A 15,586-nucleotide genomic window follows, 5' to 3' on the forward strand; every position below is an offset into this window, starting at 1 on the left:
ACGCCAATGTCACATTCGTGAGCTATATTATTAGATTGCGCGCAAGATAATCGCGCTGGCTAATGCCTCATCTGGCTGATCACCATAAAAAAATCCCGGCATCTGAAAGGTCAGAAACCGGGATTTTTTATGTATCACTTAAAAAATATTAAGCTTAAAAAATCGTCATCTTATCTGCGCGGCTATCTGGCCCGCTTCTTGCTGCCATCCGGTCGCCAGCGTCCTGACCAGTGCATCATAGCCATCTTCATTTTGTTTCAGATTCAGGGCGAAATCGCGCTGAATCATCTGGCCATTTCTTGTCAGGCTCCAGCTTCCGCTGACCACGACGATACCGTCGTAACGGCCATGGAAACCGGTGACATTCACGTTCAGCACATCCTGGTCGTCCGAACTGGAAGCCTGAGTTGACACCACTGAGCCCGGCAAATCACGACGCAAATACGTCACAAGCGCCTGGTGAAGTTGTTGATCCAGCGGGCTGGCCCAGAGGTTATTCTGGGTCAGCGTATACTGCACATCATTGGTCTGATACACCAACCCTGAGCCTGCCAGATAATCCGCAACACTGACCCGTTCAACCCACAGGTGGCGCTGTGTAGCGGCACCTGAGGACATCACACTGCCGGTTGACGCTGTGCTGCTCAGCACAGGCAACTGGTAGTAGGTTTTCTGGTCACTGCTGCTACAGGCAGTCAGGAATAATGCTAAGACGACAGGTATCCATTTCATCATTATTTGGCCTTCTTCGGCTGAGGATCATCTTGCCCAGGGGCGGCGAAAATCAGTGCATTACTTTTCTGGTTCAGCGTTTTCAGTACCGGTTGCAGTTCACGCAGGGTTTTATCCAGACTCTGCATGTCGCCAACCAGATTGCCATACGCCGGAGAACCAGGCTGGAAGCCTTTCAGGCTGCGGTTAAGCTGAATCAGCGTCTGCTGCATGTCTTGCGGCAAGTTCTTCATCTCTTTACTGCCCACAATCGCATTCAGTGATTCGATTGTTTTCTGCGTTGCCCGCATCGTTCTCTGACTTTCGGCCAGCGTACTGGTGGCTTCACGCATCATCGGTTCGATCGGCAGATTGTTGATTTTATCCAGCGTGGTCATCAGTTTCTGCTGAATTTGCGCGAAACCACCGCTCACGGTCGGCAGCAGTTTATGGCCGGAAATTTCCAGCGGACCTTTCCACGGCTTCTCGTTCGGATAGAAATCGAGGTCGATGTACATCGCGCCCGTTAACAAGTTCGCAGATTTCATCGACGCACGCAGACCATGCGCGATACCGTCACGGATATGATCTTCAATATTGAAATTACTGCCCAGCATTTGCGCAAAGCGATCGGGTTCAATACGGATCAGTATCGGAATGCGATAATCCTCAGACATCTGCTGTTTCAGCGCATTCAGCGGATAAGGCACTTCTGCGACAGTACCCAGACGAATGCCACGGAATTCAACAGGCGCGCCAGGTTGCAGACCGCGAATAGAATCCGAGAAGAACATCACGTAATCCATATGGCGGGTATACAGCGATTCCTGAATGCTTTTCTGATCGTCAAACAGCTTATAATCATCACCGTTTTTCGCTTCATTGCCTTGCGTCCAGCCATTCGGGATATCAAAGCTGACGCCACCGCTGAACAGCGTGGTCAGTGACCCCATTTCCACACGCATACCGGCGGCAGACATATCAAAGTTCACGCCACTGTCTTTCCAGAAACGCACATTGTCTGTGACCAGCGTGTCGTAAGGTGCACGGATAAAGAGCTGATATTTGATGTTACGGGCTTTCGGATCAAAGTGGCTGGTTTCCACAGTACCGACCTGGAAACCGCGAAACAGCACCGGATCGCCCGGACTCAGCTGTCCTGAACGCTCACTTTCCAGAATTACGCGGATACCTTTAGCATCAGGCGAAGCCAGCGGCGGGGAATCATCCAGTTTATATTCTGATTTTTCGCCGCCTTTGTTACCCGGCTGCAACTGAATATAAGCACCGGACAACAACGTGCCCAGACCGGAAATACCTTCACGTCCGATTTGCGGTTTCACCACCCAGAACACAGAATCGTCACGAAGCATTTTTTCCATGCCGGTATTGAGACGCGCCTTGATGATGACCTGTTGCAGGTCTTCACTCAGGGTCACACTCTCCACTTTACCCACGTCGACGTTACGGCTTTTGATGGTGGTTTTCCCGCCCTCAATGCCTTCCGCCGTGTTGGTGATCAGCGTGACTTCCGGTCCCTGATGGCTGTAATGATAAAACAGGATCCATGCACCAATCAGCGCCGTGACAATCGGCACGATCCACACCGGAGACCAGCGTTTAATTTTTTCGACTTTGGCAGTTCCGTCGTGCTCTGCCATGTTATTTCCCGCCATCTTGTGGCTCCTTTGCAGACTTCATTACAGCGCGATCCCAGATGAGCCTTGGGTCAAACGTCATTGCAGCGAACATTGTAAGAATAACAACACTGGCAAAAAGCAGCGCGCCAATGTCCGGATAAATACTCATCAGTTGTCCCATTCTTACCAGAGCCGAAAGCACCGCGATAACGAATACGTCAATCATTGACCAGCGGCCAACAAATTCCACGACTTCATAAATCACGTGCAATCTTTCCCTGTCGATTTCCTTATTACTGTTTGCATCCCAGCACAACCAGCCAATCGCAATCATTTTCAGCGTCGGTACCATGATACTGGCAATCAGAATCACCATAGCAACGGGATAAGAACCTTCACTCCACAGCAGTACCACGCCAGCCATAATGGTGGATGGCATCGGTGTGCCGAGCACCTGGGTTATCATGATCGGCAACAGATTGGCGGGGATATACAAAAAAATAGACGTAATGAGAAGTGCCATCGTCCATTGCAAACTGTTTTTGCGGCGCGCATGGCCGGATGTCTCACAACGCCCGCACTTTTTCTGATCGACCGGCAAAATAGCCATACAACAATGGCATGAACGTAATCCTTGTGACAGTCCGCTTTCGCCGACCCGAAGCGGTATTTCCAGCTTCGGTGCGGGAGCAACCTGCTGCCAGATCCAGTAACGGTCAGTACACTGAAAAGCCCTGAGCTGTAAAATACAAAACAGCACAAACGGATAGAAACTGGTGCCGACGCCAACATCACCATAAGCCATCAGCTTCACGAAGCTGACCAGAACACCCGCCAGGAAAATTTCGACCATGCACCAGGCCTTCAGGCGAAAATAGTTGCGGGCAATGCTGATCTGCCAGTGACTGGGGATTGACGTGCCCTGGCAAAGAATGATGATAAAAATCATGCCTAACGCAGGCATCAATTGAACCAGGATCATAAACAGCGACGCCATACTGGCGTAGTCGTCAGAAACTAAAACCTGGGGAATTTGAATCAGCGTGACTTCGCTACCAAGGCCGGCAACTTTCATGTTCACGAAGGGGAAAAGGTTAGACAACAGCAGCATGAATAATGCGCTGACAGCATAGGCAATCGGGCGGCGACGCGGCTCTTTCCAGCGCGACGTCAGCGTCGTATGGCAACGCGGGCATTTAGCTTTTTGCCCGACGGCAATCTCAGGGATTGCCACCAGCAAATCGCATTGGGGGCATAAAATGTGCGGATCGTGGACATGAGAACACACAAGCCAACTCCTCAATTGCGGAACATGCAATAGCATGTGCCGCAGGAACAATCCTTCATTCCGCGGCACATAACGGGGCAGTGTTAGCCGTTTTTCTGCGCTTCCAGCGCTTCCCAACGTTCAAACGCCTGCTCTAACTCCTGCTCTGCAGCAGCGAAAGCATTGAGCACTTGCTGAGTTTCTTCATGAGGAAGTGTGAAGAAGTTCGCATCGCTCATTTGCTGTTGCAGTGCACTGATTTTTTCTTCCAGCGCGCTGATTTGCGCAGGCAATTGTTCCAGTTCACGTTGTTGATTATAGCTGAGCTTATTCGCCGTGCGTTTTGCCGGTTCTGCCTTAGGTTGCGCAGCCGGTTTATTTTCGGTAACGACTGCCTGACGGATTGGCCTCTGGTTGCGGCGCTGATGCTGTGCGTCATGGTAACCACCGACGTAACTGTTGATGACGCCGTCGCCTTCATAAATCCAGCACTCGGTTGCGGAGTTATCAACAAATTCACGGTCATGGCTCACCAGCATCACGGTACCCTGATAGCTGTCGATCATCTCTTCCAGCAGTTCGAGGGTTTCCACATCCAGGTCGTTGGTCGGTTCATCGAGGATCAACAGGTTACTTGGACGCAGGAACAATTTAGCCAGCAACAGACGGTTACGCTCACCGCCAGACAATGCTTTCACCGGGGTCATTGCGCGTTTCGGGTGGAACAGGAAGTCCTGTAAATAGCCCAGCACGTGGCGCGCGCGGCCGTTAACCATCACTTCCTGCTTACCTTCTGCAAGGTTATCCATCACCGTACGTTCAGGATCCAGCTCAGCACGGTGCTGGTCGAAGTACGCCACTTCCAGCTTGGTGCCGCAGTGAACACGGCCACTGTCTGCCTTAATCTGACTTAACATCAGTTTTAGCAAGGTGGTTTTGCCACAACCGTTCGGACCGACCAGCGCGATTTTATCGCCGCGCATGACCTGAGCGGAGAAATGGCTGACCAGTTGTTTACCGGCCACCGAGTAGCTGACGTCTTCCATTTCGAAGACAATCTTGCCGGAACTCGCGGCTTCAACCACCTGCATTTTAGCCGTGCCCATCACTTCACGGCGATCTGAACGCTCTTTACGCAGGGCTTTCAGGGCGCGGACGCGGCCTTCGTTACGTGTACGGCGGGCTTTGATACCCTGACGGATCCACACTTCTTCCTGCGCCAGTTTTTTATCAAACTCGGCGTTCTGCAACTCTTCGACACGCAGCGCCTCTTCTTTCGCCAGCAGATACGCTTCGTAATTGCCCGGATAGGAGACCAGTTTGCCGCGATCGAGATCGACAATACGCGTCGCCATGTTGCGGATGAAAGAACGGTCATGGGAAATGAAGATAATGCTGCCCTGGAATTCTTTCAGGAATTCTTCCAGCCACGCGATACTCTCGATATCCAGGTGGTTGGTCGGTTCGTCGAGCAGCAGAATGTGCGGCGCGCTGACCAGCGCACGACCCAGTGCCGCTTTACGCAGCCAGCCGCCGGACAGGGATTTCAGCTCTGTATCCGCATCCAGACCCAGTTTCAGCAGCACTTCATTAATGCGGCTGTCGAGTTGCCACAAGCCCTGGTGATCAAGGATTTCCATCACCTGAGCCAGTTTGTTCATGTTCTTCTCGCTCGGGTCGCTTTCGACCAGATGCGAAATCGCGTGATACGCTTTCAGATGCTCGGCCTGTTCGAACACACCTTCCGAGACGAAATCAAACACCGTACCTTCAACATTGCGCGGCGGATCCTGTTGCAGACGCGCCACAATCAAATCCTGCTCATACACAATGCGCCCGTCATCGAGCGGCACTTCACGGTTGAGGATTTTCATCAGCGTCGATTTACCGGCGCCGTTACGGCCAACCAGACAGACGCGCTCATTCGGCTCGATGTGTAATTCGGTGTTATCCAACAGCGGCGAGTCACTGAATGACAGCCAGGCACCTGACATACTAATTAACGACATAAACTTTATTTTTCCTCGCCGGCATGGGACAGCAGCCAGCAGTTATGAATCTGACGATTACGGGCGAAATCCTGTGACAGGGTTTGGCTGGTGATTTCTTTCGCGCTCAGCCCCAGTTTACTCAGTCCGTCGAGATCCATCTGGAAACCGCGCTTGTTGTTGGAGAACATAATAGTGCCGTTGCGACGTAAAATGCGTTTCAGATCTTTCATCAGAGCCAGATGATCACGCTGTACGTCAAAACTTTCGGCCATACGTTTTGAGTTGGAGAACGTCGGTGGATCGATAAAGATCACATCGAATTGTTCATCGCACATGCCCAGATAAGACAGGCAATCCGCCTGGATCAGGCGATGCTGACGGCCGGTCAGGCCATTGGCACGCAGGTTTTTTTCCGCCCATTCCAGATAGGTACGGGACATATCGACGGTCGTCGTGCTGCGTGCGCCGCCCAGACCGGCGTGCACACTGGCAGTTCCGGTGTAGGCAAACAGGTTCAGGAAGTCTTTTCCTTTGCTCATTTCACCGAGCATTTTGCGCGCGATGCGGTGATCAAGGAACAAACCGGTGTCGAGATAATCCGTCAGGTTAACCCACAGTTTAGCGTTGAATTCTTCAACCAGCAGGAACTCGCCTTTCTGCGCCAGTTTCTCGTACTGGCTGGTGCCTTTCTGGCGCTCACGGGTTTTCAGGATCAGCTGGCTGGAGGAAATATCCAGCACAGACATCGTGGCGTTAATCACGTCGAACAGACGCTGACGGGCTTTTTGCGCATCAACGGTTTTTGGCGGCGCATATTCCTGCACCACCACTTTGCTGCCGTAACGGTCAACCGCCACGTTGTAATCCGGTAAATCAGCGTCATACAGGCGATAGCATTCGATGCCCTGCTGTTTGGCCCATTTCTCCAGTTTCTTAACATTTTTACGCAGACGGTTAGCGTAATCTTCCGCCATTTGCGTACCGGCAGCACCCGTCGGGTTTTCTGCCAGCTGATAGTTTTTCTGCACGCATTCCAGCGGGCCGTTCTTGGCTTTGAACTGACGCTCAGCGCGCAGTTGCAGGCAGCTCAGCAGTTCCGGTGACGCACTGAACAGTGACAACTGCCAGCCGCCAAATTTGGTCTTCATGATGCGGCCAAGCATATTGTGCAGCGCAATCAGGGCCGGTTCGCTTTCCAGACGCTCGCCGTATGGCGGGTTACTGATCACCGTACCCACCGGGCCTTCCGGCAGCGGATTGACCAGTTTACCGACTTCGGCGGCCTCGAAGCTTATCAGTTCAGCGACACCGGCACGACGGGCGTTAGCACGCGCCATTTCGATCACGCGACGATCGATATCGGAACCAAAGAAGCGGGAAGGGGTTTCCTGCACGGCACGGCGGGTGCGCACCTGGGCTTCGGCAGTCAGTTCGCGCCACAGTTCGGCGTCAAACTTGTTCCAGCCGGTGAAACCCCAGTGCTGACGATGCAGACCCGGTGCGCGATCGGCGGCGATCATCGCGGCTTCGATCAGCAGCGTACCGGAGCCACACATCGGATCGACCATCGGCGTACCGGCCTGCCAGCCGGAACGCATCACAATGGCAGCCGCCAGGTTTTCTTTCAGCGGAGCCTGACCGGTCAGGTCACGGTAGCCACGCTGATGCAGGCCTTCGCCGCTGAGATCCAGCGCGACGCTGGCGGTATCACGTTGCAGGAAGACGTTGACGCGGATGTCAGGCTGCTGTTTTGCCACGTTCGGGCGTTCGTCCATCTTGCGGGTAAAGCTGTCGACGATGGCGTCTTTTACTTTCAGCGCGCCGTACTGGCTGTTGCGGATCTCTTCATTCAGACCGCTGAAATGCACGGCAAAAGTTTTATCCACGCCGAAGACGGACGGCCAGTCGATCGCCATCACGCCAAGATAAAGATCCAGATCGCTGTGAACTTTAAATTCGTTCAGCGGCAACAGGATGCGCGAAGCCAGACGGCTCCACAGTAAGCTACGGTACAGCAGGCGATCGTCACCTTCAAAATGCACCCCTCCCTGCACAACTTTGCAGGCTTGCGTACCCAGCGTTTCCAGTTCGCTTTTTAACAGTTCTTCCAGTCCACGCGCCGTGCTGGCAAACAAAGAGTTCATATCGACATATCACCAAAAATAAAATTGTTGCGCATTATAGCTAATCCCCGCCGCTTGTCATAAAGTCTCTGGTTCTTCTTAAGACTTTACATTCTGAGAGGCAGTCTTCAGTGCCCATTCTTTCACGTTTATTCGTTCACCCGGTCAAATCCATGCGCGGCCTGCAAGTTTCGCACTCGCTGGTCACTGCCACCGGTCTGGCATTTGATCGCCAGTTCATGATCACCGATCCGCAAGGCATGTTCATTACAGCCCGCCAGTATCCGAATCTGGTCCTGTTCACGCCGGTTTTGCTGCCCGATGGACTGATGATTTGTGCGCCGGAAGGCGACAGCATCAGCGTCAAATTTCATGATTTCGCCGGCGATAACTCGCCGACGGAAGTCTGGGGCAATCAGTTTACCTCACTCATCGCGCCGGAACCCGTAAATCACTGGTTAAGTGGTTATTTAAAGCGGGATGTGCAACTGCGGTGGGTAGGCGATGAACCCACGCGCCGGGTGAAGAAGCATCCTGACGTGCCGTTGTCCTTTGCTGACGGTTTCCCGTATCTGCTGATCAATGAAGCCTCCATGCAGGATTTGCAACGCCGTTGCCCGGGCGGCGTGCGCATTGAACAGTTCCGGCCGAATATCGTGGTCAGCGGCGCAGAGGCTTATGCCGAAGACAGCTGGCAGACGATCCGCATCGGTGAGGTTATTTTCGATCTGGTGAAACCGTGCAGTCGCTGTATTTTTACCACGGTCAGCATTGAGAAAGGTCGCAAACACCCAAGTGGCGAACCGCTGAAAACCCTGCAAAGTTACCGCACTGCCAGCGACGGCGATGTCGATTTCGGTCAGAACATGATTGCCCGCAACAGCGGCGTGATCCGCGCAGGTGACAGCGTGCAGGTACTGGCGATCAAGCCGCCGCGTCCGTACGGCGCGGGCGAAGTCATTGAAAATGTCGACGCACCAAAGAACACCGCGCAAGACGTCAGCATTAATTATCAGGGCACACAGTTTACCGGCAACAATCAGCAAATTTTGCTTGAGCAGCTGGAATTGCAGGGATTACGTATCCCCTATTCCTGTCGTGCCGGGATTTGCGGAGCATGCAGAATGACGCTGAAAGAAGGGCAAGTGTCGCCGCTGAAAGAAAGTGCAGTGGGGAAAGACGGAACGATCTTGTCGTGCAGTTGCATACCGGCAACGGATATTGTGCTCGGCTAAAAATATTTCGCCATTACCCAAAATAGTTCGAGTCGCAGTAACGCGGCAAGTGAAGGGATCCCGATGAGCTTACACAGGTCAGTGATTCGGGTGACTGAGCGCAGCCAACGCATCTGCAACTTGAAATATGGAGGGTAATTTACACTGCCTGATCGTAGACATTATTATCAACGCGGAAGGCGGCAGGCATTAAACGATCATGCATCACTTTAATGGCATCGCCGAGCACCATACCGCGCCCTGCCACAGTCAGCCTTTCCTGCGCCAGCAGGCACAGACTGGCATTATCGCCCGATTCCACCACCAGCAACGTCGCCTGTTCACCGCTTTCCATGACCTGCACCTGAGCAAGCTGACCGTTGGCCGGCTGGAAAGGACGCATCTGCTGAGTGAAATGCCAGCTCTTTGGCATCAGCGGTTTTAAAAAGCGATAAGCGACTAATGCATTTAAAACTAATTCGGCGCGCTGTTCAGCCGCCAGACGAATAGATTTGCATTGCTCTTCAAAATCAAAATAGAGCGCCGCATCGTCGACACAAAATGACATATTTCCGAAAGCATCAGGTGTCAGCATTTTAGCCGGGAAACGGGAACGAAAAATCATGCCATTGGCGAGATCCAACATAAGCCGGTCATGCTCTGCATCAAAATACCAACGCCAATTATCATCTGGTTTGATTTTCATTTCGTCATCCTGTGTGCCCTTATGCCCTCTGTCTGACTTCATTACCTGCTATTCAGGCAAGAATAGATTTTTCAGCAATGAAACGATATCAGACAAATCCTGAGCCTGAATTACGGTCAGTGGACAAAATATAGACGAGCCGGGTTAATAAATAAACCCCTGACTCGTCTTCAGGATAAAAAATATTAGATATGGGTAACAATATCTTTGATCAGACCCGGTCCCTTGAAGATAAAGCCGGAATAGATTTGAATTAAGGACGCGCCTGCGGCCATTTTTTCACGGGCTGCGGTTAATGAATCAATCCCGCCGACACCAATAACAGGCAGACGACCCTGTAATTCATTCGACAGCATGCGGATAATTTCTGTGCTGCGCAGCTGCACCGGACGACCGCTCAGGCCACCAATTTGTTCGCAATAATTCAGCCCCTGGATCAGTTTACGATCGAGCGTGGTATTGGTCGCAATCACGCCATCCATATTATGACGCACTAAGCTGTCGGCTATTTGGATCAATTCCTCTTCAGAAAGATCCGGCGCGATCTTCACGGCGACCGGCACATATTTCTGATGACGTTGCTGAAGCTCAAGCTGCTTATTCTTAATGGCTGCAAGAAGATCATCCAGCGCCTCGCCGTATTGTAATGAGCGTAATCCCGGCGTGTTCGGTGATGAAATATTCACCGCAATATAACCTGCGTACGGATATACCTTTTCCATACAGGTCAGATAATCATCTTTGCCCTGCTCGACCGGCGTGTCTTTATTCTTGCCGATATTAATCCCCAGAATGCCGCCAAAATGGGATTTTTTGACATTATTCACCAGATTATCCACGCCATGGTTATTGAACCCCATGCGGTTAATCAGGCCTTCTGCCTCAACGATACGGAATAAACGCGGCTTATCATTCCCTGCCTGCGCACGCGGTGTGACCGTACCGACTTCGATAAATCCAAAGCCCATTGCCCCGAGAGCATCAATACATTCGCCGTCTTTATCCAGACCTGCGGCCAGTCCCAAAGGATTCTTAAAGGACAATCCCATACAGGTCACCGGTTTTGTCGGTACGGACTGACGGATCAGAAATTCGAAGGGGGTGCCGGAAATGCGGCTTAACTGACGGAAAGTTAACTCATGGGCGCGCTCTGGATCGAGCTGAAACAGTGCTTTCCTGACTAGAGGATACAACATGGAGACTCCTGGATTCCCGGTGGCTAGACGGGGCGGTATTATCGACTAAGCGTGGGATAATTGGAAACGATAACCGGCATATTGGCTGAATAAATGCGTCGCTGCGCAAACGATTACTTTTTGGTTACCTTTAATTCACTTTTCTCCCCCTTCCCGTTATAGCCGTCTGGCCCGCTAAACACGCGCTTTATCTGTTTTGAAACTTTCCATAGCCAAAATTGAGATTTCCGCTGCGCGGCTTCTGCCTGCTAGGTTTACTTCACTTCGTTAAGAAAAATGATAGTTCTATAACAGATTGTTATAAGGAATAAGCAAATGCGTGTAGTGACACTGGCAGGCAGCCCGCGACAACCTTCCCGATCCTCTTCCCTGCTGGCGCTGAGTCATCAGTGGCTGGCGAGCCGGGGCGTAGAAGTTTTTACCTACAATATTCAGGATTTTTCTGCTGATGACCTGCTGTTCGCCAATTTTGGCAGCCCGCAGTTAAAGCAGCTGAATGCCGAGCTGGCGAGTGCGGACGGGCTGATTGTCGCCACACCGGTATATAAAGCCTCTTTTTCCGGCGCACTGAAAACCCTGCTCGATTTACTGCCGGAACGCGCACTGGATCATAAGGTGGTGTTGCCGCTGGCCACCGCCGGATCGATCGGCCATATGCTGGCGGTGGATTACGCCCTAAAACCGGTCCTGGCCTCGCTGAAAGCGCAGGAAGTGTTACAGGGCGTTTTCGCCGATGACAGCCTGATCACCGATTACCAGACGTTCCCGGCAAAACTCGCGCCTGCCCTGGAAGAGCGCCTGACTGAATCTTTGGAAAACTTTTATCTGGCGCTGAGCCGCCGTCGCCCGGCACTGCCGTCTGTCGCTTCCCTTTCTGCGCAAGCCCTGCGCGTCTGACGTTAAAAGGAATTAATGATGCCTGCTTCTTTCTCTTTACTCCGCCGGATCCCGGTTGTTGCTGGCCTGCTGACCAGCCTGATCCTCAGTGGCACGGTCACCGCACAGGAAAAGGATCCTGCGCAGTTACGCATCGCGTATCAGAAAGGATCTGTCGGACTGGTACTGGCGAAATCACACCAGTTGCTGGAAAAACGCTTCCCGGACACCAAAATCAGCTGGGTCGAATTCCCGGCCGGACCCCAAATTCTTGAAGCGCTGAACGTCGGCAGCATTGATCTGGGCGGCACCGGCGATTTACCGCCATTGTTCGCGCAGGCCGCGGGCGCTGATTTGCTGTACATCGGCTCCGAGCCACCGAAACCAAAAGCAGAAGTGATTTTGGTCGACAGCAACAGCCCGATCAAAACGGTAGCAGATCTTAAGGGCCATAAAGTCGCTTTCCAGAAAGGCTCCAGCTCGCACAACTTATTGCTTCGTGCCCTGCAACAGGCGGGCCTGAAATTCAGCGACATTCAGCCGGTGTATCTGACGCCTGCCGATGCACGCGCCGCCTTCCAGCAGCATGACGTGGACGCCTGGGCCATCTGGGATCCGTACTATTCTGCCGCACAGGTTCAGGGGGACGTCCGGGTATTAACGGACGGTTCAACGCTGCATCAGACCGGCTCTTTCTACCTTGCGCCGAAGAAATATACCGAAGCAAATCCTCAGTTTATCAGTCAGGTTCTGGAAGTCTTGACGCAGGCGAATGCGCTGACCAAAACCGACCGTGAGCAAAGCATCAGACTGCTTTCCCAGTCGATGGGGCTGCCTGAAAAAGTCGTGGCGTCTTATCTGGACCATCTGCCGGACATGCCGATCACGCCGGTCAGCAGCGAAACGGAAAAGCGCCAGCAGCAAACCGCCGACCTGTTCTATCAGAACCATATTTTACCGAAGCCGGTTGAAATCAAAGACCGCATCTGGAAACCCACCGTACAAGCGAACTGAACACCCACTTAGCCGCCGCCGAGCGGTAACGAATCGCACACTTTGAGAGGAACAAAACAATGAGTCTGAACGTTTTCTGGTTTTTACCTACCCACGGCGATGGCCGCTATTTAGGCACTGACGAAGGCGCACGCGTGGTTGACCACGGCTATCTTCAACAGATCGCGCAGGCAGCGGACCGTTTAGGTTTCGGCGGCGTGCTGTTGCCGACCGGGCGTTCGTGCGAAGACTCATGGCTGGTGGCGGCGTCGCTGATTTCCGTCACCCAGCGGCTGAAGTTTCTGGTGGCACTGCGCCCGGGAATAATTTCTCCGACCCTGGCCGCACGTCAGGCGGCGACGCTTGACCGGTTGTCCGGTGGCCGCGCCCTGTTCAATCTGGTGACCGGCGGCGATCCGGCAGAACTGGCCGCAGAGGGTTTGCACCTCAATCACAAAGAACGTTACGAAGCCTCGGCAGAATTTACCCGCATCTGGCGTCGCGTGCTGGAAGGCGAAACGGTGGATTACGCAGGCAAACACATTCAGGTGAAAGGGGCGAGCCTGATGCACCCGCCGGTGCAGTACCCGCGCCCGCCGCTGTATTTTGGCGGATCCTCCGACGAAGCGCAGGATCTGGCCGCTGAGCAGGTTGAACTCTATCTGACCTGGGGCGAACCTCCGGCGTTAGTGAAAGAGAAACTTGAGCAAGTGCGTGCCAAAGCTGCCGCAAAAGGCCGCACAGTGCGTTTCGGTATTCGTCTGCACGTGATTGTGCGTGAAACCAATGAAGAAGCCTGGCGCGCCGCCGACAAACTGATCGCCAACGTGGATGAAGAAACTATCCAGAGGGCGCAGGCGGCGTTTGCCAAAACCGATTCCGTCGGCCAGCACCGCATGGCAGCGTTGCACGGCGGCGACCGTAACAAACTGGAAATCAGCCCGAACCTCTGGGCGGGGATCGGTCTGGTGCGTACCGGTGCCGGCACGGCGCTGGTGGGCGATGGTCCGACCGTGGCTGCGCGTATGCAGGAATATGCCGATCTGGGCATCGACACCTTTATTTTCTCCGGCTATCCGCATCTGGAAGAAGCGTACCGCGTCAGCGAACTGTTGTTCCCGCATCTGGATCTGGCAAAACCGGAAGACGACAACACGGTGAAAAAAGCGATTTTGCCACGCGGTGAACTGGTCGCGCATGATTTTGCGACTAAACGCGCCGCCAGTCAGCACTGAGGAGAGCAGAAATGACAACGACACAACGCTGGCTGAATCGTGCTGCGCCGTGGGTGGTGCCGGTGGTGTTAATCGGCGGCTGGCAACTGGCCGTCGAAGCAGGCTGGTTATCCAACCGCATTCTGCCTGCGCCAAGCGCGGTAGTCGAAGCGTTCTGGACACTGGCGAAAAGCGGCGACCTCTGGCAAAACCTGAAAATCAGCACCTTCCGCGCACTGATTGGTTTCGCGATTGGCGGCAGCCTCGGTTTACTGCTCGGCTTTATTACCGGGCTGTCACGCTGGGGCGAACGGTTGCTCGACAGCTCCCTGCAAATGCTGCGCAATATTCCACATCTGGCGCTGATCCCGCTTGTGATCCTGTGGTTCGGTATTGACGAATCCGCCAAGATTTTCCTTGTGGCGCTGGGGACGCTGTTCCCGATTTATCTCAATACCTATCACGGGATCCGCAATATCGACCATGGCCTGCTGGAGATGTCACGCAGTTATGGCTTGTCCGGCTTCCCGCTGTTTATTCAGGTGGTGCTGCCCGGCGCATTGCCGTCGATTATGGTCGGCGTGCGCTTTGCGCTTGGATTTATGTGGCTGACGCTGATCGTGGCCGAAACCATTTCTGCCAACTCCGGCATCGGTTATCTGGCAATGAACGCCCGCGAGTTTTTACAGACTGACGTGGTGGTGGTCGCTATCGTGCTGTACGCCATTCTGGGCAAACTCGCCGATGTCCTTGCCCGCCTGCTGGAAAGTGTCTGGCTGCGCTGGCACCCTGCTTATCAGAAAAAACAAGGAGACGCCGCATGAGCGCACCCGCACGTATCCCGCAAGGCACGCCGGTGACCTTGTCCGGTATCACCAAAAAATACGGCAACCGCGCCGTGCTGAATGATATCAATCTGCGCATTCCACCCGGTCAGTTTGTGGCGGTGGTCGGACGCAGCGGCTGTGGCAAAAGTACCCTGCTGCGTTTGCTGGCCGGTCTGGAAAAAACCACACAGGGCGAACTGCTCAGCGCCAGCGCACCCCTGAGTCAGGTGCGTGAAGATACGCGGCTGATGTTTCAGGATGACCGTCTGCTGCCGTGGAAAAAAGTAATTGATAACGTCGGCTTAGGCTTAAAAGGCAAATGGCGTGAAGCCGCGCTGGCCGCGCTGGAAGAAGTCGGGCTGGCGGATCGCGCCGACGACTGGCCGTCAGCCTTATCCGGCGGACAGAAACAACGGGTGGCGCTGGCGCGTGCACTGATCCACCGCCCCCGCCTGCTGCTGCTGGACGAACCTCTGGGCGCACTGGATGCCCTGACGCGTATCGAAATGCAGAGCCTGATCGAGCGTTTGTGGCAGCAACATGATTTTACCGTATTGCTGGTGACGCACGATGTCAGTGAGGCGGTAACGGTAGCTGACCGGGTGATCCTGATCGATCAGGGTCAGATTGGCATGGATTTAACGGTGGATTTGCCGCGCCCGCGTCGCAAAGGTTCGGCAAGACTGGCGGAACTGGAAGCGGAAGTGCTGGAACGGGTGCTGACGCCGCAAGCGTCACAGACCGGCGTGCAGGAAGCGAAACGCGCACAGCACTGATCAGAGGTTACCGGACAAAAAAAGGGCGATGTCTCCATCGCCCTTTTGCTTT

General features: G+C 53.7%; 13 protein-coding genes. 6 read left to right on the top strand and 7 right to left on the bottom strand.

What is annotated here, in order from left to right; genetic code table 11:
• Window positions 1-165: 165 nt before the first annotated feature.
• From pqiC to rlmKL, 5 genes are all read right to left on the bottom strand, one after another.
• Window positions 166-735 (bottom strand): membrane integrity-associated transporter subunit PqiC, encoded by a 570-nt coding sequence (gene pqiC / locus EDF78_RS20815; protein WP_133823823.1) that lies wholly within the window; start codon window positions 733-735, stop codon window positions 166-168.
• On the bottom strand, window positions 735-2,372 hold the full coding sequence (gene pqiB / locus EDF78_RS20820) for an intermembrane transport protein PqiB (protein ID WP_166654482.1): 1,638 nt from the start codon (window positions 2,370-2,372) through the stop codon (window positions 735-737). The genes pqiC and pqiB overlap by 1 nt, the downstream gene beginning before the upstream one ends.
• A gap of 1 nt (window position 2,373) precedes the next feature.
• The gene (pqiA, locus tag EDF78_RS20825; RefSeq protein WP_133823854.1) at window positions 2,374-3,639 is read right to left on the bottom strand and encodes a membrane integrity-associated transporter subunit PqiA; all 1,266 of its coding nucleotides are present in this window, start codon (window positions 3,637-3,639) and stop codon (window positions 2,374-2,376) included.
• Window positions 3,640-3,722: 83 nt separating this feature from the next.
• A complete protein-coding gene (locus tag EDF78_RS20830) occupies window positions 3,723-5,627 on the bottom strand; it encodes an ABC transporter ATP-binding protein (protein ID WP_133823825.1) in 1,905 nt (634 codons plus the stop codon).
• 5 nt (window positions 5,628-5,632) lie between these two features.
• A complete protein-coding gene (rlmKL, locus tag EDF78_RS20835) occupies window positions 5,633-7,753 on the bottom strand; it encodes a bifunctional 23S rRNA (guanine(2069)-N(7))-methyltransferase RlmK/23S rRNA (guanine(2445)-N(2))-methyltransferase RlmL (RefSeq protein ID WP_133823826.1) in 2,121 nt (706 codons plus the stop codon).
• Window positions 7,754-7,863: 110 nt separating this feature from the next.
• On the opposite strand from rlmKL, the gene EDF78_RS20840 reads away from it, so the two are divergent.
• Window positions 7,864-8,967, top strand: a complete 1,104-nt coding sequence (locus EDF78_RS20840; RefSeq protein ID WP_133823827.1) for a YcbX family protein — start codon at window positions 7,864-7,866, stop codon at window positions 8,965-8,967.
• A gap of 139 nt (window positions 8,968-9,106) precedes the next feature.
• Here EDF78_RS20840 and EDF78_RS20845 read toward each other — a convergent pair whose 3' ends face one another.
• Both EDF78_RS20845 and pyrD read right to left on the bottom strand, forming a co-directional pair.
• Window positions 9,107-9,652 carry a cell division protein ZapC gene (locus EDF78_RS20845; protein WP_095922585.1) on the bottom strand — a complete coding sequence of 182 codons (546 nt, stop codon included), beginning with the start codon at window positions 9,650-9,652 and terminating at the stop codon, window positions 9,107-9,109.
• Window positions 9,653-9,837: 185 nt separating this feature from the next.
• Complete coding sequence (gene pyrD, locus EDF78_RS20850; RefSeq protein ID WP_119822231.1) at window positions 9,838-10,848, bottom strand: quinone-dependent dihydroorotate dehydrogenase; 1,011 nt, start codon at window positions 10,846-10,848, stop codon at window positions 9,838-9,840.
• 315 nt (window positions 10,849-11,163) lie between these two features.
• Here pyrD and ssuE point away from each other — a divergent pair, with 315 nt between their 5' ends.
• From ssuE to ssuB, 5 genes are read left to right on the top strand one after another with little or no spacing between them, the layout of a single operon-like run.
• Window positions 11,164-11,745 (top strand): NADPH-dependent FMN reductase, encoded by a 582-nt coding sequence (gene ssuE / locus EDF78_RS20855; protein ID WP_095922587.1) that lies wholly within the window; start codon window positions 11,164-11,166, stop codon window positions 11,743-11,745.
• Window positions 11,746-11,763: 18 nt separating this feature from the next.
• Window positions 11,764-12,738: a sulfonate ABC transporter substrate-binding protein gene (locus tag EDF78_RS20860; protein ID WP_133823855.1), complete on the top strand. Its 975-nt coding sequence runs from the start codon at window positions 11,764-11,766 to the stop codon at window positions 12,736-12,738.
• A gap of 59 nt (window positions 12,739-12,797) precedes the next feature.
• Complete coding sequence (ssuD, locus tag EDF78_RS20865; RefSeq protein ID WP_133823828.1) at window positions 12,798-13,952, top strand: FMNH2-dependent alkanesulfonate monooxygenase; 1,155 nt, start codon at window positions 12,798-12,800, stop codon at window positions 13,950-13,952.
• Window positions 13,953-13,963: 11 nt separating this feature from the next.
• Window positions 13,964-14,755: an aliphatic sulfonate ABC transporter permease SsuC gene (gene ssuC / locus EDF78_RS20870; protein WP_133823829.1), complete on the top strand. Its 792-nt coding sequence runs from the start codon at window positions 13,964-13,966 to the stop codon at window positions 14,753-14,755.
• Window positions 14,752-15,534 carry an aliphatic sulfonates ABC transporter ATP-binding protein gene (gene ssuB / locus EDF78_RS20875; RefSeq protein ID WP_095922591.1) on the top strand — a complete coding sequence of 261 codons (783 nt, stop codon included), beginning with the start codon at window positions 14,752-14,754 and terminating at the stop codon, window positions 15,532-15,534. Before ssuC ends, ssuB begins: the two co-directional genes overlap by 4 nt.
• Window positions 15,535-15,586: the final 52 nt, after the last annotated feature.

It is taken from the genome of Rahnella sp. BIGb0236, assembly GCF_004364755.1.
Lineage (GTDB): Bacteria > Pseudomonadota > Gammaproteobacteria > Enterobacterales > Enterobacteriaceae > Rahnella > Rahnella victoriana.